This window comes from Lyngbya sp. PCC 8106 (genome assembly GCF_000169095.1).
In the GTDB taxonomy this organism is placed as follows: domain Bacteria; phylum Cyanobacteriota; class Cyanobacteriia; order Cyanobacteriales; family Microcoleaceae; genus Capilliphycus.
Genome location: NZ_AAVU01000030.1, coordinates 15,516 through 35,334 on the forward strand (window position 1 = coordinate 15,516; position 19,819 = coordinate 35,334).

At 41.6% G+C, this 19,819-nt stretch carries 11 protein-coding genes; 5 read left to right on the top strand and 6 right to left on the bottom strand.

Annotation, left to right across the window (positions count from 1 at the left end; genetic code table 11):
• The first annotated feature begins 113 nt into the window (after nt 1-113).
• Nucleotides 114-1,736 (top strand): NAD(P)H-quinone oxidoreductase subunit 4, encoded by a 1,623-nt coding sequence (locus L8106_RS18850; protein ID WP_009785999.1) that lies wholly within the window; start codon nt 114-116, stop codon nt 1,734-1,736.
• A gap of 192 nt (nt 1,737-1,928) precedes the next feature.
• On the opposite strand, the gene L8106_RS18855 is transcribed toward L8106_RS18850, so the two are convergent.
• From L8106_RS18855 to crtR, 6 genes are all read right to left on the bottom strand, one after another.
• Nucleotides 1,929-3,293 carry a UDP-glucose/GDP-mannose dehydrogenase family protein gene (locus L8106_RS18855; RefSeq protein ID WP_009786000.1) on the bottom strand — a complete coding sequence of 455 codons (1,365 nt, stop codon included), beginning with the start codon at nt 3,291-3,293 and terminating at the stop codon, nt 1,929-1,931.
• Between the two features lie 128 nt (nt 3,294-3,421).
• The gene (locus L8106_RS18860) at nt 3,422-4,369 is read right to left on the bottom strand and encodes a UDP-glucuronic acid decarboxylase family protein (RefSeq protein WP_009786001.1); all 948 of its coding nucleotides are present in this window, start codon (nt 4,367-4,369) and stop codon (nt 3,422-3,424) included.
• Nucleotides 4,370-4,693: 324 nt separating this feature from the next.
• Nucleotides 4,694-6,508, bottom strand: coding sequence for a translation elongation factor 4 (gene lepA / locus L8106_RS18865; RefSeq protein WP_009786002.1), 1,815 nt, complete (start codon nt 6,506-6,508; stop codon nt 4,694-4,696).
• Between the two features lie 198 nt (nt 6,509-6,706).
• Nucleotides 6,707-7,030: a DUF1825 family protein gene (locus L8106_RS18870; protein ID WP_009786003.1), complete on the bottom strand. Its 324-nt coding sequence runs from the start codon at nt 7,028-7,030 to the stop codon at nt 6,707-6,709.
• Nucleotides 7,031-7,220: 190 nt separating this feature from the next.
• Entirely contained in the window at nt 7,221-7,808 is a 588-nt protein-coding gene (lepB, locus tag L8106_RS18875; RefSeq protein ID WP_009786004.1) for a signal peptidase I, read from the bottom strand.
• Nucleotides 7,809-7,875: 67 nt separating this feature from the next.
• A complete protein-coding gene (gene crtR, locus L8106_RS18880) occupies nt 7,876-8,748 on the bottom strand; it encodes a beta-carotene hydroxylase (protein ID WP_039896701.1) in 873 nt (290 codons plus the stop codon).
• A gap of 143 nt (nt 8,749-8,891) precedes the next feature.
• Between crtR and L8106_RS18885 the strand changes: the two genes are divergently transcribed.
• From L8106_RS18885 to L8106_RS18900, 4 genes are all read left to right on the top strand, one after another.
• Nucleotides 8,892-9,734, top strand: a complete 843-nt coding sequence (locus L8106_RS18885; RefSeq protein ID WP_009786006.1) for a COP23 domain-containing protein — start codon at nt 8,892-8,894, stop codon at nt 9,732-9,734.
• Nucleotides 9,735-10,031: 297 nt separating this feature from the next.
• On the top strand, nt 10,032-11,777 hold the full coding sequence (gene pyk, locus L8106_RS18890) for a pyruvate kinase (RefSeq protein WP_009786007.1): 1,746 nt from the start codon (nt 10,032-10,034) through the stop codon (nt 11,775-11,777).
• A 1,116-nt stretch (nt 11,778-12,893) separates the two neighbouring features.
• A complete protein-coding gene (locus tag L8106_RS29790) occupies nt 12,894-17,894 on the top strand; it encodes a PAS domain S-box protein (protein WP_009786008.1) in 5,001 nt (1,666 codons plus the stop codon).
• Entirely contained in the window at nt 17,887-19,812 is a 1,926-nt protein-coding gene (locus tag L8106_RS18900; protein ID WP_009786009.1) for an EAL domain-containing response regulator, read from the top strand. Before L8106_RS29790 ends, L8106_RS18900 begins: the two co-directional genes overlap by 8 nt.
• The last annotated feature ends 7 nt before the right edge of the window (nt 19,813-19,819 follow it).

Genomic DNA, 19,819 nt, shown 5'->3' on the forward strand with positions numbered 1-19,819 from the left:
CTAGTCCCCTGAGTCCCCCTGTCGCAAAAATTGTTTCTTTTCTACAATGTAATTAACAAAAGTTCATATATAATGAACACAGTGTACGAAATAGGTATTTATTCTCACGGATCATGATCAGTCAACTTCCCTGGCTAACCACGATTATCTTGTTGCCCCTCTTGGCATCCCTCGCTATTCCCGTTTTACCCGATAAAGAAGGCCGTACTATTCGCTGGTATGCACTCGGAGTCGGTTTATTAGATCTAGCTTTAATAGTATTCTGCTTCTGGACTCACTACAACTTAGACAATTCAGGCTTCCAACTCAGCGAAACCTACGCTTGGATACCGCAACTGGAACTCAATTGGTCTGTCGCCGTTGATGGCCTGTCAATGCCCCTCATCGCCCTCACAGGTTTCGTCAACACTTTAGCAATACTCGCGTCGTGGAATGTTACCAAAAAACCACGACTTTTTTATGCGTTGATGTTGGCATTATATAGCGCCCAACTCGGAGTATTTGCCGCACAGGACTTACTGTTGTTCTTCCTGATGTGGGAATTGGAATTAGTACCCGTATATTTATTAATCTCAATTTGGGGCGGACAAAAGCGCCTTTACGCTGCAACTAAATTCATCCTTTACACCGCACTGGGTTCTGTTTTCATCCTCGCTGCTGCACTGGCAATGGCGTTTTATGGGGGTAACGTCACTTTCGACATGACGGAACTTTCCCACAAAAATTATCCCATTTTCTTAGAACTTTTACTCTACGCAGGCTTCATCATTGCTTACGGTGTAAAACTCCCCATTTTCCCCCTTCATACTTGGCTACCCGATGCCCACAGTGAAGCTTCTGCACCTGTTTCGATGATTTTAGCAGGTGTTTTATTAAAGATGGGCGGTTACGGGTTAATTCGGATGAACATTGAAATGTTGCCGAATGCTCACCTGTATTTTGCACCTGTTCTCGCTATTTTAGGAGTCGTTAATATTGTTTACGGGGCGTTAAGTGCATTCGCCCAAACTAACTTAAAACGACGACTGGCTTATTCCTCTATTTCCCACATGGGTTTTGTTCTCATCGGTATCGCCTCCTTAACAGAGTTAGGGTTAAATGGGGCTGTACTTCAGATGATTTCTCATGGTTTAATTGCCGCCATGTTGTTCTTCCTCACCGGAATTACCTACGAACGGACTCATACCTTGATGATGGAAAAATTGGGCGGTATAGCCGAGTCAATGCCGAAAGTATTTGCACTGTTCACCGCAGGCGCAATGGCATCATTAGCATTACCGGGAATGAGTGGTTTTGCAGGTGAGTTGAGCATCTTTTTAGGAATTACCACCAGCAATGTTTATAGTTCTAACTTTAAAGTGGTGGTTGTTGGTTTAGCGGCAGTTGGCTTGATTTTAACTCCGATTTATTTACTCAACCTATTGCGTCAAGTTTTCTACGGGAAAAACAGCTTTGGTTTGGTGATTGATGATTATCAGGGAGACGCCAAACCTCGGGAAGTTGCGATCGCTGTTTGTTTACTGATTCCCATTGTTGGAATTGGAGTTTATCCGAAGTTAGCCACTCGTACCTATGATGTGAAAACGGTTGAAGTCGCTTCTCAAGTCCGTGAGATCTTCCCCATTTTTGCTCAACAACAACAGGGTTCAGTGTTGTATTCTGGTGGTTATGTTGCACCCAAGATTCCTGATCCGACACAACAAGCGTTGTTTTCTAGCCTTGATGTAAATACCTAATTTCTGCACAATCATCACAAAAGCAACAAGAAGTTACATAGAAGGGTGGGTTTGATCAACTCACCCTTTACTCTTGAAAGAGAAAGTTCTATCAAATCAAAACAGGAGAGCATTTTTCATCTCTCCCGTCTAGTGCTTGATTAGATTGTCACCTCTGAGAATCGAGAACGCTCAATTATAAAAATTCAGAGTTTAATGTCCGATACCGACATATTGGAATCCAGCTTCTTCTAACTGTTTGCGATCAAGATAGTTTCGGCCATCAATCAGCATTGCTGAGTGCATTGACTTCGCCATCTTCGAGTAATTTAAGTTCTTAAACTGTTCCCAATCGGTAATCAAAACCAACGCATCACAACCATCTGCTAACAGTTCTGGATCAGTTTCAACAATTACATTAGACAAACCGTGACGCATTCCCGTTTGAGAAATAATGGGGTCATAGGCTTTAACTTTTGCCCCCAAACGATTCAGTTGTTCAATAATATTTAAAGCGGGAGCATCTCGCAAGTCATCGGTATCAGGTTTGAACGTTAATCCCAATAATCCAATCGTTTTCCCTTTGAGAATTTTGAGCATTTGTTGGAGTTTTTCAACCGCCATTAACCGTTGACGATTATTCACTTCAACCGCCGCTTTCAACAACTGCGCTTCATAATTGTAGTCATCGGCTGTATGAATTAACGCAGAAACATCTTTCGGGAAACAAGAACCCCCCCAACCAATTCCAGCTTCTAAGAACTTCTTACCGATCCGAGAGTCTAAACCAATCCCCAATGAAACCTGCTTAACATCTGCTCCGACGCGATCGCAAATATTGGCAATTTCATTAATAAAGCTAATTTTAGTTGCTAAGAATGAGTTCGCCGCGTATTTCACCATCTCTGCTGAACTTAGATCGGTAACGACAACCGGAACCGGAGGTAAAGTCGGATCATCTGCACACTTGCGCTCAATAATTGGGGTGTATAGTTGTTGCATCATATCGAGCGCTTTTTTGTTATTGCTCCCCAAAACAATCCGATCTGGGTTGAACGTATCAAAAATCGCAGAACCCTCTCGCAAAAATTCTGGGTTACTCACCACATCAAATGCAACTTCTACATCTTTTGTGGCTCCCTCTTGATTTTGTCGTTCAGCAACTCCATCGAGAACAATCATCCGCACCCAGTCACCCGAACCAATCGGTACAGTTGATTTATTGACGATAACTTTGTAACCTGCTGTTAGATGAGAACCAATTCCACGAGCAACTGCTTCGACATAACGAGTATCACTATCACCCGTCGGTAAAGCAGGAGTTCCGACTGCAATAAAGAGAATCTCCCCGTGATTGACCCCTGCACCCAAATCAGAAGTAAAGCACAACCGTCCTTCTTCCATATTCTTCTTCATCAATTCTGATAAACCCGGTTCATAAATCGGCGACTGACCGGATTTCATCAATTTGACTTTTTCTTCGTTATTATCTACGCAAAGTACATCGTGACCCGTATGAGCAAGGCACACTCCAGTCACTAAGCCGACATATCCCGTACCAATCACACAAACTCGCATAATAATGATATCCTCATTCTATAAACGAAACAAAAAAACGATAATTACTAGATGAGGGGGGTTGTTTACCCATCATCATCGCATTAGGATTCAAAGGGTATTGCAGCCTGGTGAATCCTGTTTCCATTCTATTGATGTTTTGACTGTTCCTCTAAAATTCGTTGATGGAAGTCTGAAATGGTTAGCTTTAAGCCTTCTTCTAGGGGAACAGTCGCTTCCCAATTCAGATAGGTTTTTGCCTTCGTGATGTCTGGTTGTCGCTGTCTCGGGTCATCTTGAGGGAGGGGTTTATATTGAATCTCCGCATCGGAATTAACCATCTGCTGAATCTTTTGCGCTAATTGAAGGATGGTATATTCACTCGGATTTCCTAAATTCACCGGGCCAATATAATCCCCATTCATCAGACGCATTAACCCATCTACCAAGTTAGACACATAACAAAAGCTGCGAGTTTGTGAACCATCTCCATAGACTGTTAACGGAATTCCTTGCAAAGCTTGGACGACAAAATTACTCACCACTCGACCATCGTTTTCTAACATTCGCGGCCCATAGGTATTGAAAATCCGAGCGACTCGAATATCAATCCCATTTTGACGGTGATAGTCAAAGGCTAGAGTCTCCGCCACTCGTTTTCCTTCATCGTAACAACTCCGAATCCCAATCGGATTAACATTTCCCCGATAGTCTTCAGTTTGGGGATGAACATCAGGATCTCCGTAGACTTCGGAAGTCGAAGCCAGCAAAAATCGTGCTTTCACTCGTTTTGCCAACCCCAACATATTCATCGTTCCCAAGACATTAGTTTTAATCGTCTTGACCGGGTTGTACTGATAATGAACCGGGGAAGCCGGACAAGCCAAATGATAAATCTGATCCGCTTCTATCCGAATCGGTTCTGTGATATCATGCCGTATCAGTTCAAAATAAGGGTTCCCAAACCATTTAACGAGGTTTCGCTTCGTACCTGTGAAGAAATTATCCAGGCAAACTACCTCATGTCCTTGTTCCATTAAACGATCAATGAGGTGTGAACCGATGAAACCTGCGCCGCCTGTTACTAAAATTCTCATTGTTGCACTTGCCACGCAAACGTAGAGGGTAATTCCATAGTACAAAAATCTGGCTTCAAATCCAAATTCACAAAAGTTGATCTCTCTGGTTTACCCGATTGACTGGATGTAATGCTGAAGGCCCTGACTAAATCAAAATCCAAGTTGGTCAACCTTATTAAAGGATAAATTCAAAAAAATGCAACCCAATACTATCGCATCACATTTATATTGTGTTGTCAATGGCAAGAGGGAACCGGAAACAATGACCCGGTTAACCTCCGTGAAATAAGTTTCCCCAACAACTGGGGTCACTTCACTTAACTGTTAGCGGTTAATGCCGTTCTAGGATTCTTGATTTAATCGTAGCACTGCCATAAACGCTTCCTGAGGAACATCAACAGATCCTAGAGATTTCATCCGTTTTTTCCCTTTTGCTTGTTTGGCGAGTAATTTCTTCTTCCGACTAATATCTCCCCCGTAACACTTCGCCAATACATCTTTTCGTAACGCCGGAATATGTTCACTGGCAATCACTTTAGAACCAATTGTCGCCTGTAACGGCACCTTAAACTGATGACGAGGAATCAACTCTTTTAACTTCTCGACCATCCCTCGACCAACACCATAAGCTTTATCTCGGTGAACAATCATCGACAGGGAATCAACCGGATCACCATTGATCATCAGATCTAACTTCACCAACGGATTCGCCCGATAGCCAATCAAATGATACTCCATACTGGCATAACCCCGAGAGCGAGACTTCATCTGATCAAAGAAATCTGTTACGACTTCAGCGAGGGGAACTTCATACACCAATGTTGTTCGTCCGAGGGTCAAATATTTCATATCTTTGAAATCACCCCGACGAGTTTGACCCAAATCCATCAATGTCCCCACATATTCTTCGGGGGTAATCATTTCAACTCGCACATAGGGTTCTTCAATTTTTTCTCGGTAATTAGGTTCGGGTAAATTAGCGGGATTATCAATCATTAAAACTTCCCCTTTTAAGGTCGTTACTTGATAAACAACTGAGGGTGAAGTTACAATTAAATCTAAATTATATTCTCGTTCAAGACGTTCCTGCACAATTTCCATATGCAGTAAACCCAAAAACCCACAACGAAACCCAAATCCCATTGCGGTCGAGGTTTCGGGTTCATATGACAGGGCAGAATCATTCAGCTTGAGTTTATCGAGGGCTTCGCGTAGGTCGGGAAATTGATCGGAATCGGTTGGGAATAAACCACAAAATACCATCGGTTTTGCTTCTTTATAACCTGGTAACGGTTTTTCCGCTGCATCTTTGGCTAAGGTGATCGTATCTCCCACTCGGGCATCTTCAACGGCTTTAATGGCTGCGGCTACATACCCAACTTCCCCTGCGTGGAGTTCATCAACGGGCTTTTGAGTCGGACATAATATCCCAATTTCATCAATCTCATATTCTTTTTTAGAAGCCATTAACCGAATGCGATCGCCTTTTTTGAGCGTTCCATCCATGACTCGAAAATAGACAATTACTCCGCGATAACTATCGTAATAACTATCAAAAATTAACGCCCTTAACTTTTGCGAAACTGTATCTTCAGGCGGAGGAACTAATTTAACAATTGATTCTAAGATCTCATTAATGCCAATTCCTTCTTTAGCCGAAGCTAGGATCGCATCAGAACAGTCTAAACCAATGATTTCTTCGATTTCTTCCTTGACTCGCTCCGGTTCGGCTCCGGGTAAATCTATTTTATTTAAAACGGGGATAATTTCTAAATTATTTTCTAGAGCTAGATAGACATTTGCTAGGGTTTGAGCCTCGACCCCTTGAGACGCATCAACGACTAATAATGCCCCTTCACAAGCCGCCAAACTACGGGAAACTTCATAGGAAAAATCCACATGACCGGGAGTATCAATCAGATTTAAGACGTACTGATTGCCATCTTTGGCTGTATAATCCATACGAGCCGCTTGCAATTTGATCGTAATGCCGCGCTCTCTTTCCAAGTCCATCGAATCTAGAAATTGCTCCTTCATTTCCCGTTGTGCGACTGTCCCTGTATCTTGCAACAGGCGATCAGCTAAGGTGGACTTGCCATGATCAATGTGGGCAATAATTGAGAAGTTGCGAATTCGAGAAACAGGAACGTTTGTCATAGGGATTTTTCCACTACCGGGAGAGATGAATGATGATTGATGGCAAGATCAGGAGAGCTAAACTTAACTTAACGTATTTTAACAAAAACCTAGCCAGCCCGTCGTCCATCTTCAGACAACTTTTTTGTTGATGGCAAGAGATGAACTTAACCCCAAGAGATGTCAAAAATAGAGGTTGACAGTCCACCTTGGGGGGGGTTATGACTGCTTTTCTAACTCGGCTTTCATCCGTTCGAGTGTTGTGTTCATCTGAGAGAACATTTGATCGGGAGTGATGCCAAATTGACCTAGTTGAGTCTTCAACTGTTCCATCGTCATCTGAGCCATAAAATCTTCGGAGAGTTCAAAGCGCTTCATAAACACACGATAACGATCCATGATCGACTCCATCTGGGCGATGAACAGTTTTTTGCCTTCGCGATCAAACTTTCCGTAATCACCACCCAGTTGAATTAAGGATTGATAATCTTCAAATAACTGCTTGGCTTCTTGCTGAACGATCTCTGAGTCAAAGAATCCCATAGCTACTCTTTATTTTACTAAACTGCTATCATTTAAACTCAGGAATTACCTAAGTTTTTGTATTATTCTAACAGTCAAGATTGACAGTTTTCACACTTTTGTAAGTCGCAATTCCCGTACTTAGGACTCAAGGATAAACTTTGGGAAGTTAGAGATTATTCCTCTACGGGATTCATTTTCGGGGATTTGACTAGACCTGTCCCCAGCGATCAATCGGCCAAAAGCGAAAAGCAGCATGACCAATGATATTTTCTTGGGGAAGAAACCCCCAAATATGAGAGTCATTACTATCATTGCGGTTATCCCCCATGACAAAATAATGATCAGCCGGAACATTCTCAGGCCCCCAATTATAAGCAGGAGGTTCGGCGATATAATCTTCTTCTAGAGGTTGATTATCGACATAAACGATCCCGTTTCGCACCGCCACAGTTTGACCCGGTTGGGCGATAATCCTTTTAATAAAGGCTTGCTGAGTTGAATAGCCCTGAACTTGTAACGGTTTTGGAGGGCTGAAGACGATTATTTCTCCGGCTTTGGGGAGATGAAGGTGATAAGACACCTTTTCGACAACCAAGCGATCGCCAATTTCTAAGGTCGGTATCATCGAATCTGAGGGAATGTAGCGCGGTTCTGCCACAAACATTCGGATCAAGATCGATAATACCAGAGCGATCGCCAAAATTAAAAAATTTTCCCCCTGCTCACTCCAGATTTTCTTCCATCCGGTTTGTGTTGTCGCGGTTTGACTGTCTTTCTGCTGTGAGGGCATTTCCATCTATTTAAACTAACGAATTTAACTGCAATTGATCCAATTTTAGAGTGGCATTTTCTGGGGGTGACGATCAATGATGAAAGCGTATTCCCAAAAATATATCGTAAATAAAACCTCGAAAATCTTTTCCTTGTAGCAACCCCAACGTTTGAGGCGAACCCTTAGAATCGAGTAAGGGTTTCATTTTCTCATAAGCAGGCTTGTATTGATACCAGGGAATAGACGGCCACAAATGATGAATGAGATGATAATTCTGACCCAAGATTAAAAGGTTAAGAATTGCACTCGGGTAAACTCTGGCATTCTTCCAGCGATTACGTTCTTCAAAGGGACGATGGGGTAAGTAATCAAAAAATAACCCTAACGCTAGACCGACAACCAATGCAGGGGAGAACCAATAGTTGAGAATGTAATCTGTAAAGCCATAATAGAATGAACAGCCAACAATGCTAAACACAAACAACCGACTCAAAAACCATTCTAAAAGCTCATATTTTCGCCACAGTCGTCGTTTGAAGAAAAACACCTCATGGTAAAAGAAACGAGCGGCGATTAACCACAAAGGCCCACCTGTGGAAACAAAATGATCAGGGTCATTGTCTGGATCATTAACATGAGCATGATGTTGTATGTGAACCCGTGTAAATACTGGAAAGGCAAAACCTAGCATGAGCGCACTTCCATGTCCCAAGATGGCATTAACAATCCGATGACGATGCGCTGAATTATGAGAAGCATCGTGAATTACTGTTCCTGCCAAGTGCAGAGCAAGCACGTTAATGAAAAAACAGCACCAACCGACCCAGTTCCAACACCAATATCCGATCACGGAAGTCGTTACTAAACCTACTGAACCAAGAAACATCAGTAGCGTTACATTGAAGCCCCCCTCAGGGATAAGAAACTCCTTGGGAGCCGTCAGTGCCTTCGCGGCCTCCGACATTACTTTTCGCACTCCTTATTCTGTCACACCACTGTATTTTATGAGACAAAGCCACAAACTGTAAAGTTTCGTGACAAATATGAATCTCATCTTAACCTGTTGAAAACCAACTTTAAATTTACCCGAAGAAGGAGAAAAATTCCATGTCCTCTCGTTTAAAGTCTCAGTCTTACCTCTGTTCCAATGTACACCGAATCCTCAGTTTGTCCGTGAGTGTTTTGATTTTATTGGGTTTTGGTTCGTCAGCCCAAGCTAGACCTGACTGGACAGGAGGAGGTCGTACACCGGGGTGGTTCCCTCAACAAAATGATAATCGCCGCGATATCGATGTTCCGCCACCGGAAACAAACAACACAGAAACAGAACCTCCTCAAGACCAAAGTTCTCAATCCCCAGACTCAACTAACAATTCTCCAATTCCGGTCGAGGAAATTGAAACCGAAACCGCAACTGAACCTCGGTTTAGATGTGAAGTCATTGGCGGAGAGTATACCGTCATGTACTATCCAGTCAGTCAAGACAATCAAGGCTTTGCTTGGGCTGTTCCCGGTGAAATGGGAGGCGGTTGGACACCTGATCGTCGCTGTAACGAAATCAGTCGCCGTCTGGAGTCCTATCGACCAGATGGACTATATGAATTGCTCACCGGGCTTGAAAACGGCTATAACGTCATTTGTGCGACAACCGAAGATGTGCCGAACTGTCGAATTGTGTTAACGGTACCGACTGAAGAAAACCCGCAATTGGTACGCGATCGCATTTTCCAAAACCTTGTTGTTGCCGATAGCGGTAGCGCCACCCAAGCCGTCTATACCCTCACTGACGAAAACAGTACAGGTGATATTATTCAAGGAATATTCCGAGGGGGTACAGGTCGCAACTCCACTCAACGGAATCGCTCCCGAGGCATTAACCTCAAACCCTTTCTCGCCCCAGAAGATCGAGGAACTGGCACCCAATTACAGTTACCCAATTCCAATCAATAGGGCGAAGTGCGGTGAGTGCAGCCCAAACTTGTCACCCTGCGGTTCTCGGTAAGACTGAGTTTGTCAGAGAGTGAACAGTCAAAAGTCAAAAGTGAAAAAATTGAGAACGGTGTGCAGTGTATTACTCAAACACACTGACAAACACACTGATAACTGTAAACTGAAAAAACTGGTGAGCTAGTCCGGTCTTGGTGGTTTCCATCAAGGAGGAACTTTGCAAGAGAGCGAAGTTCGCGATCGTAGCAACTAGCGAACCCAAAGGGTCACTGAATAACTGATAACTGTTCACTGAAAAAGATGCACCGAACCAAAATTGTCGCCACTATTGGCCCTGCAACCCAGCAGCCAGATGTTCTACGCGCCTTGATCGAAGCAGGTGCTACCACTCTCCGACTCAACTTTTCTCATGGCACCCATGAAGATCACCAACGTAGTATTCGGATGATTCGGCAAATTTCCTTTGAACTGAATCAACCGGTTGGCATTCTTCAAGATCTTCAAGGCCCAAAAATTCGTTTAGGTAAATTTGAAAACGGTTCTATTGTCCTCAAGCGAGACGATCCCTTCATTCTCACGTCACGTCAGTTACCGGGAACCCAAGAAATCTCCTCTGTGACCTACGAACCTCTGGCTGAGGAAGTTCCTGAAGGTGCAGACATTTTGCTCGATGATGGCAAAGTCGAAATGAAGGTGGAAAAAATTGACCGCAAAGCCAAAGAACTTCACTGTCGGGTTGTCGTTGGCGGGCCGCTCTCCAATAGCAAAGGCGTTAATTTTCCGGGTGTTTATTTATCGATTAAAGCCTTAACGGACAAAGATCGTAAGGATTTGATGTTCGGCCTCGATCAAGGGGTTGATTGGGTTGCCCTCAGCTTTGTACGAAATCCTCAAGATATTTTAGAAATCAAAGAACTGATCGCTAGTGCCGGAAAAAATGTTCCTGTGGTTGCCAAAATCGAGAAACACGAAGCGATTGAACAAATGGAGGAAATCCTGACCCTCTGTAATGGTGTGATGGTCGCTCGGGGCGATTTAGGGGTGGAACTCCCGGCTGAAGATGTTCCGATCTTACAAAAACGGTTAATTGTGACGGCGAACCGCATAGGAATTCCGGTGATTACGGCCACTCAAATGTTAGACAGTATGGTGGGGAATCCCCGGCCAACTCGGGCGGAGATTTCTGATGTTGCCAACGCAATTTTAGATGGTACTGATGCAGTCATGCTTTCTAATGAAACGGCGGTGGGTAAATATCCGGTCGAAGCAGTGGCTACAATGGCTCGAATTGCTCGCCGAATTGAAAAAGAAGGGATTACGCGCAATATTTCTACTGTTGCTGATACTGGCCGCTCTGTTCCGAATGCGATTTCGGCGGCTGTTGCTCAGATTGCCCAACAACTGGATGCAGGGGCAATTATGACTTTAACGAAAACCGGGGCAACGGCTCGAAATGTTTCCAAGTTTCGCCCGGCCACTCCTATTTTAGCCGTGACGCCTCACGTGGAGGTAGCAAGACAGTTGAGCTTGGTTTGGGGGGTGAAGCCGTTATTGGTCTTGGATTTGTCTTCGACAGATCAAACGTTTCAGTCTGCGGTTAATGTCGCTCGGGAAAATCATTTACTTTCTGATGGGGATTTGGTCGTGACAACAGCCGGGACTCTACAAGGGGTTCCGGGTTCGACGGATTTGGTCAAGGTTGAAGTGGTTAATGCTTTGCTCGGCAAAGGAACGGCTGTGGGTCAGGGTTCGGTAACGGGACGGGCCAGAGTCGCACAAGAGGTGTCGCAACTAAATGATTTTAGTGCGGGTGATATTTTGGTTGTTCATCAAACCAATGCGGAGTTTGTCGAGTTGATTCGTAAAGCTTCGGGTATTGTGACGGAAGTTGATAGTTTAACGTCTCATGCGGCGGTGATTGGTTTGCGTTTGGGTATTCCGGTGATTATTGGGGTGAAGAATGCCACTGATGTGATTCGCAATGGCACAATTTTAACTTTGGATATGCAACGGGGTTGGGTATATTCGGGGGCGACGAGAGGGTAAATCAGAGAACAGAGAACAGGAGACAGGGGACAGTCAAAAGAACTGATAATGGGTCACTGTAAACTGTCTCCCAACTCCTGCACTCTTGTCGGCTGATGGTGTACAGAGTATTTCTGTTCTACAAAACCTGTACAAAACGTCGCATTACAACACTTTTGCACTGTTTGCTTCCTGTTTCAAACCAGGACTGTCGGCAGCACCCTGTCCACAGGCTGAAAATCGGCTGGAACCCAACCTATTATTGAGTTTTCAATCACAACTTTGGATCTCTACTCCACTATTTTCAGGAAATTTAAAACTGATGGCTTTACTCAGTTACCTTTTTACAGGCTGCCCACTAGACAAGAATTCTCTGGGATGTCAAGCCTTAAATGCTTTAATCGCTTGGTTTTCGCGTTTTTTGATTGTATCACATTCAGAAAATACCTTGAAGCCACTCAAAGTAACGCAAATCGTATACTAGATTACATCTCTACAAAAAAATACACCCTACCGTTGATCGCAGAGTGTATTGAAGCCTTGCACTTCGGAGCATTTAGATCCATCCACTCTTACATACGTCTCAACAAGGGGGACTTATGCAGTTACCGCAGAAATCACTCAAGTTACTCTGAATACAACTTGCGTATCCGAGAGATTTTCAACTCTAAAGATCTAACTCCTCAATTGATCAATGTCTAAATTATGAAAATTAACCCAACTTTTTCACATTTCAACTGTTAAGGGAGAGGAGAAACAACAGTCTTGATTTCTTGAAAATTGAGAGTAAACTCAAGGAGTTGAGTCGATTTTTGATTCAATAATAAGTATTTCAGATGAGATCCTGGTGAGGAGGATGCAATACATAGATGAGGTCTTGAGTGATTTTTTGTATAAAATTATACTTTTTTACTGTTTAGATTTATGAACCATAGCTTTCTCTTAACCTTATGTTGAGAAAACTTGGATAATATAAATATCTAAACTTAGAAAAAAATTGAATTGACTCACAGATTGAATAATTTAATCAATCAAAGTTTGAATCTCAACTTTTAATTTATAATAGGTTAATGAAATTAATTAATTCAAATCAAAAACTACATAAGTTGGTTTAATAAATAATTTTAGGCAAAAATTATGTTTTTTTTTCCTCAGCGTCTTAAACGAACTTGGTTAAATTCCCATTGGTTATCAATATTAGTAGGATTGAACTTTAGCGTCATCGCAATTTTTCTGGGGCGACAAGTTCAGATACGTGAACACAAATATCTTCAAGCGTTCATTCAATCAGATTCTCAGGGGATAGAAACCGCTTTTACCAATCAGTTGAACGATAAAATATCTTCCCTCGAACGGATGGGAGATCGCTGGATACTCTGGGGAGACAAAGACCAAAATCTATGGCAAATAGACACTTACAGTTATCTAGACTCTAATCCTTATATCCTCGCTCTCGGACGTATTAATCCAAACTCTCAAGTGCAATGGGTGATCCCCACGATAGAAACTCAGAATATTACTCGTTCACATGAGAAGATCAAACATTCTCAAAAACGGGTGATTACTCAGTCTGAAGTGTTTAATCAAACTCAAATTAGTGATCTGATTGAACTCAACTACTTCAACCCAAAATTAAATGATGGATTACTCATCTATGTTCCTTTGATCAAAGATCAAGAATTTCAAGGTTGGTTAGTAGCATTGATTCATGTGAATACTTTATTTGAAACCTTGCTCCAAAAACTCGCCACTGTCCATGATTATCATATTTTTCTAATCGAAGGACAAGATAAAATATACCAAACCCATTCACTCGAAACAAATCAGTCTATTTCTCCCCAACAAGTTCTCCACAGCCAAACTATTCCCGTTGAAATCGCTGGAGCATCGTGGCAACTCAAAATCATACCGACTTCCAAACTCCTATCACAATATCATTCTAACCTACCAACTGTGATTATTTACGGGGGATTATTGATTTCGGGATTGTTGGGGTTGATGGTGTACTTGCTGCAAGGTAGAACGCGACAGCTTGAGCATATCCAACTGCTGAACCGATCACTACGGACTTTGAGCGAGTGCAATCAAGTCTTAGTGCGGGCGACGACAAAACAAGAACTCTTGAAAGAAATTTGTCAGATTCTTGTTAAGATTGGTGGCTTTCAACGGGTACGAGTCGGGTTTGTACAAGAGGATCGCAATATTCTCTGTTGGGTGGCTGAGGATGGTCTAGAGAAATTCTCTTATTTGGGGAGTTGTCAAACCCGGCTGAATGATGCCGAGACATCGACTACAACTGTCCTCCAAACTGGAGTTTATAATGTTGTCCTGCTTAACTCTAGCAAAGAAGATTCAACTGACCCGAAAAAGACTTATATTGCTAGCTTTCCTCTGTTCAAGCTGAATGAAAGTGACGGTTATATTTTAACAGAAAACCATTCATCATCAATACATAGAGATATTTTGGGGGTGTTGGTACTCGAATCTACTCAAAAAGAAGCATTTGACGAAGCAGAAATTCCCTTACTTCAGGAACTCGCCTCCGATCTTGCTTATGGAATTAACACCCTACAAACCCGTCGTGCTAGACAAGAAAGTGAGGAAAAATTTCGCCAAATTGCTGAAAATATTGGGGATGTCTTTTTTGTGCGTTCTCTACATCCGCCTCAAGTTCTTTATGTTAACCCCATATACGAAAAAATTTGGGAACAGAGTTGTCAGGAACTCTACCAAAAACATGATGCTTGGCTTGATGCAGTACATCCTGATGATCGTGAATTTCTTGTAGAACAACTCAACCCTTCTCTAAATTCCGGTGAATTGGTTGTAGAATATCGGATTATTCAATCAACAGGTGATATTCGTTGGATTTTGTCAAAAGCGTTTCCCCTTTACAATGAACAAGATGAGGTTTATCGAACTATTGAGATTGCTAGTGATATTACAAATCGTAAACAAGCAGAAGAACAATTGAGTAAGCTTTCAGAACGCTTGCAGTTGGCACTCAGATCGGGAAATATTGGTATTTGGGAATGGGATATTGTCAATAATATCTTGACTTGGGATCAGCGAATGTATGAACTTTACGGCGTTAAACCGTCAGATTTTGAGGGAGTTTATCAAGCCTGGCAACAAGGATTACACCCGGAAGATCGAGAGCGCTCAGAGTGGATTTGTCAACAAGCTTTGCAAGGGAAAAGGGAATATAATACAGAGCTTAGAGTTGTGCATCCTGATGGTTCGATTCACTATCTGAAAGCTGATGCTATTGTTCAACGCGATGAAGCTGATGAACCTATAGGAGTGGTGGGAATAAACTATGATATTACTGAGCGCAAACAAACAGAAATTAAGCTCAAAGAACAAAAGGAACTGCTGCAAAGTATTTTTGATAATATTCCGGTGATGATCGCTTTGATGGATAGTCAGAGAAATTTTATTTGGGTTAACCCGGAATGGGAAAAAGTTTCCGGTTATAAGTTTGAAGAAACTCATCATTTTGATGTCTGGGGGGATGCTTTTCCTGATCCAAAATACCGTCAATATATTGCAGAAAAGTTGCAAACTGAACCGGGAAGTTGGGTTGATGTTAAAGTCCGAGTTCGAGATGGAAAAGTGACTGATCAAATTTGGATTAATATCTTCCTTTCTGACGGAAAAATCATGGGAATTGGTCAGGATATTACAGACCGCAAACGAGAGGATAAAAAACTCCGTGAAAGTGAAGAACGGTTGCGGAAAGTCTTAGAAAATATGACGGTGATGTTGGATGCGTTTGATCAGCATGGGAATATTATTGTTTGGAATAAAGCCTGTGAACAGGTGACTGGATATACAGCGGCTGAAATGATTAATAATCCCGAGGCTTTGGTTTGGTTATATCCGAATTCTGAGTATCGTCAAAACATGATCAATCATTGGCAGAAAAGAGGGGATAATTATTATGACTGGGAATGGAATTTGACCGCGAAAGATGGAAGTGTTAAAACCATTAGCTGGACGAATGTTTCTGATGTGTATCCGGTTCCAGGTTGGGCAACTTGGGGAGTGGGAATAGATGTGACTGAGCGTAAATACCAGGAAGAAAAACAACGTCTTTTATATGAAATCAATCAAGCGATGACCGGGGCTGAGGATTTGGATTCAGCCCTAGAAATTGCCTTATCATTTATCTGTGAATCGATTGATTGGGATTTTGCAGAAGCTTGGATACCGGATATAGAACAGCAATCTCTAGAACTTTGTTCTCATTTTTACAGCAACAGTTTTAATTTTGAAGACTTTTTCTTGGGAAGTATCAAGACAAAGTTTAGCCCCAATGAAGGAGTGCCGGGGCGAGTTTTTATGACTCAGAAACCGGAATGGTTAACTCCGATTTCCCAACAACTCGATTCGGTTTATTTACGAAAAGATTTAGCGAAGTTAGTTCAACTAGAAACGGCTTTAGCTATTCCGATTCAGTTAGAAACTCAGGTTGTGGCTATTTTTGTTTTCTATTGTCGAGAATTTCGGGAGCAAGATCACTATCTAATTGAGTTAGTTTGTTCTTTAGGAGAGCAACTGGCTTTGACGCTTCAGCGACGACGGATTGAACAAGAAGTACGAGAGGTTAACCAACACCTTGAAGAACGGGTAAAAGCCCGCACTGCGGCTCTCGAACTCACCAACCAAGCCCTTAAACAATCTAAAGCGAATGCTGATGCAGCAAATCTGGCTAAAAGTAAATTTCTCGCCCAGATGAGTCACGAATTGCGAACACCTTTGAATGGGATTTTGGGCTATACTCAAATTCTCCAACGAGATCAAACATTAACCGAACAACAGCAACAAAGTTTAGAGATTATTTATAAATGTGGTAATCATCTCTTAGATTTGATTAATGATATTTTAGACTTGGCAAAAATTGAAGCTCAAAAGATGGATTTATATCCGAATACGCTCAAGCTAAAAGCTTTTTTGGATGAGATTGCTGTGATTATTCATCCGAGAGCCACAGGAAAAGGATTAACTTGGACATATTTCACTGATCCTCAGCTTTCTAATTTATTTTGTTTAGTTGATTCAAAAAGACTCCGACAAATTTTACTAAATCTCTTGAGTAATGCGGTTAAATTTACGGACACAGGTGAGGTTATACTTGAGGTAGAGGTAATTTCCCCTTTTACGAATTCCAATCCTTATGTTACACTCAGGTTTAAAGTTAAAGACACAGGAATTGGGATTCCCTCTGAAAAAATTGAAAGTTTGTTTCAGCCCTTTGAACAAGGTACGGAAGCGTACAAACAATCAGAAGGAACGGGTTTGGGTTTAACCATTACTCAAAAACTTTTAGAAATGATGGGAGCGAAACTAGAGGTTGAGAGCCAATACAATCAAGGGAGTTTGTTTAGGTTTGATCTTCAGTTACCAATTGTAGAAGGGGTTGATTTCCCTAACGGCGAGGCGAGTGAATCGTCTGAAACGATAGTTGGAATTGTAGGGGCGTCTCCTCAAGTTCTAGTTATCGATGATCGATTAGAAAATTGTCTGTTTTTGCAGGATTTTCTCTCCTCGATTGGATTTAGAGTAGAGATAGCCAATAATGGTAAAGTGGGTTTAGAGAAAATCGAGTTACTCTATCCTGATTTAGATTTAATTATTACTGATTTGGTCATGCCAGAAATGAGAGGGCTAGAGATGATTGCTAAGATTCGCGAAAATCCTGTCTATAAAAACCTTAAAATTATTGTTGCCTCAGCCAGTGTGTTTATCACTGATCAAGCCCTGTGTTTTGAAGCCGGAGGAGATGCGTTTCTGATCAAACCAATTAATAGCCATGACTTGTTAAAAAAATTGGATGAATTACTGACAATACAATGGATTTATGCAGAGGAAGATGATTCTCAATCGGTCTTGGCAGAATCAACTCAGTCCAGTGGTGAACTTCCCGTGAATATCGATGATCTATTACTCGAAAATTTATATGAGTTAGCCTTAGACGGAAAAATTAAACAAATTAAACAACAAGCTCTAAACCTCAAACAAGTTGACCCAAGCCATGCTTCCTTTGCAGAAATTTTGCTAGAACTTGCGAATAATTTTCAAGAAAAAGAAATTTGTAATCTGCTCGAAAAATATCGGAGTAAAAACAATGAATAATTCTTTATCGATGAAAAGTAAAATCATTATTGTTGATGATAATTCTCAAAATCTAGGTGTACTTTTTAATATACTTGATGGTCTGGGTTATGATGTGCGAGTGGCTCAAGATGGAGAAAGTGCGCTCGTCAAAATTAAACGTGATCCAGCCGATTTAATTTTACTCGATGTGATGATGCCGGGAATTAATGGATTTGAAACCTGTTCTCGTTTAAAATCTGATCCCAGTTTAGCCAAAATTCCGATTATTTTTATGACCGCATTATCGGAGACGATAGACAGACTCAAAGGGTTACAACTTGGTGCTGTTGATTATATTACCAAACCTTTTAGTCACGATGAAGTAATTGCCCGGATTCAACTCCATTTACAACTCTATAAAACAACTCAACAACTTCAACAAGAAGTGATTGAACGCACCAAAGCGGAAACGGCTCTCGCTCAACTTAATCAAGAGTTAGAAAAGCAAGTTTTCGAGCGTACACAGGAGCTAGAAATAACCCTGGAACAACTTCAAAAAACCCATAATGAGTTATTAGTTCGCAAGCAAAAGTTAGAGTTTATGGCGATCCATGATAGCTTAACAAGTCTCCCAAATCGAGATTGGTTAATGTCTAGATTAGATAATTTGATTAACCGTACAAAAGTTGATTCAGGCTTTCATTTTGGCTTGATGTATATCGATCTCGATCATTTCAAAGTAATCAACGAGAGTATGGGACATATTGTGGGCGACGGTTTACTCAATCAAGTTGCTCAACTCCTGCTCAAAACTTGTGCAAATTTTGGAGGTTCGGTGATTCGTTTAGGGGGAGATGAATTTGTAATTTTATTAGAAAATGTTTGCCATATTGAGCGAGCAAGTTCTTTGGCTGAAACCATTTTAAATCAGTTAAAATCACCTTTAGTATGGGAAGATTATCAGTATTATATTAATGCGAGTATTGGGATTACTCATAGTTCTTTTGGGTATCAAGAGGTCGCAGACGTATTGCGAGATGCAGATTTAGCGATGTATAGTGCCAAACAAGCCGGACGAGGCTGTTATCGGGTTCTAACGACCGCTCTCCAAAAGCAAGCCGCGTTACGGTTACAGCTTGAACAGAAACTTAGAATAGGAATTGAAAATCAAGAATTTTGTTTATACTATCAACCCATTGTTTCTTTAACAACCGGAGAATTAGCCGGATTTGAAGCTTTAGTGCGTTGGCAACATCCAGAAGAGGGAATCATTTCACCCGGACTTTTTATCCCGATTGCAGAAGAAACAGGTTTGATTTATGAACTCGGAGATTGGATTTTAAACTCAGCAATTAGTCAGTGGAAAGAGTGGCAACAAAAATTTCCCTGTTGTCTTGATTTAGTGCTTCATATTAATATATCTGCGGTTCAATTATCTCAGTATAAATTCTTTACTAATCTTGAAAAAATGTTAATCGAGAAAAATGTAGAACGTTCGGGTTTGAAGTTAGAAATAACTGAAAGTTGCTTGATTTCTAAGCAAGTCAAAACATCTCGCTTACTAGATCGGGCTAAAGCAATGGGTTTGCAATTATGTATTGATGATTTTGGAACCGGTTATTCTTGTTTAAGTCATCTGCGAGAATTACCGCTTGATAGCTTAAAAATAGATCGATCTTTTGTGATGAATCTTGAGGACAAAGATCATGATGCTACAGTGGTACGGGCAATTATTGCCTTAGCCCACAATTTAGGAATGGAGCTAGTTGCAGAAGGCATTGAAACCTCGGAACAATGGCAACATTTAAGAATGTTAGGTTGTGAATGGGGACAGGGATATTTGTTTGCTAAACCAATGACTGTTCAGCACGCAGAAAATGCAATCCAATCCCTTCAACAAGGAACGACAACATTTATAGACAGTTTATCTATCTTCAATGATCGGGTTGCGAATTAATTAAAAT

Excerpts from the sequence above, each read along its gene's own strand:
- lepA (WP_009786002.1), bottom strand. The coding sequence starts at position 6,508 with ATGACAAACGTTCCTGTTTCTCGAATTCGCAACTTCTCAATTATTGCC.
- crtR (WP_039896701.1), bottom strand. The coding sequence starts at position 8,748 with ATGTCGGAGGCCGCGAAGGCACTGACGGCTCCCAAGGAGTTTCTTATC.
- L8106_RS18860 (WP_009786001.1), bottom strand. The coding sequence starts at position 4,369 with ATGAGAATTTTAGTAACAGGCGGCGCAGGTTTCATCGGTTCACACCTC.
- L8106_RS18870 (WP_009786003.1), bottom strand. The coding sequence starts at position 7,030 with ATGGGATTCTTTGACTCAGAGATCGTTCAGCAAGAAGCCAAGCAGTTA.
- L8106_RS18900 (WP_009786009.1), top strand. The coding sequence starts at position 17,887 with ATGAATAATTCTTTATCGATGAAAAGTAAAATCATTATTGTTGATGAT.
- L8106_RS29790 (WP_009786008.1), top strand. The coding sequence starts at position 12,894 with ATGTTTTTTTTTCCTCAGCGTCTTAAACGAACTTGGTTAAATTCCCAT.
- L8106_RS18850 (WP_009785999.1), top strand. The coding sequence starts at position 114 with ATGATCAGTCAACTTCCCTGGCTAACCACGATTATCTTGTTGCCCCTC.
- lepB (WP_009786004.1), bottom strand. The coding sequence starts at position 7,808 with ATGGAAATGCCCTCACAGCAGAAAGACAGTCAAACCGCGACAACACAA.
- L8106_RS18885 (WP_009786006.1), top strand. The coding sequence starts at position 8,892 with ATGTCCTCTCGTTTAAAGTCTCAGTCTTACCTCTGTTCCAATGTACAC.
- L8106_RS18855 (WP_009786000.1), bottom strand. The coding sequence starts at position 3,293 with ATGCGAGTTTGTGTGATTGGTACGGGATATGTCGGCTTAGTGACTGGA.
- pyk (WP_009786007.1), top strand. The coding sequence starts at position 10,032 with ATGCACCGAACCAAAATTGTCGCCACTATTGGCCCTGCAACCCAGCAG.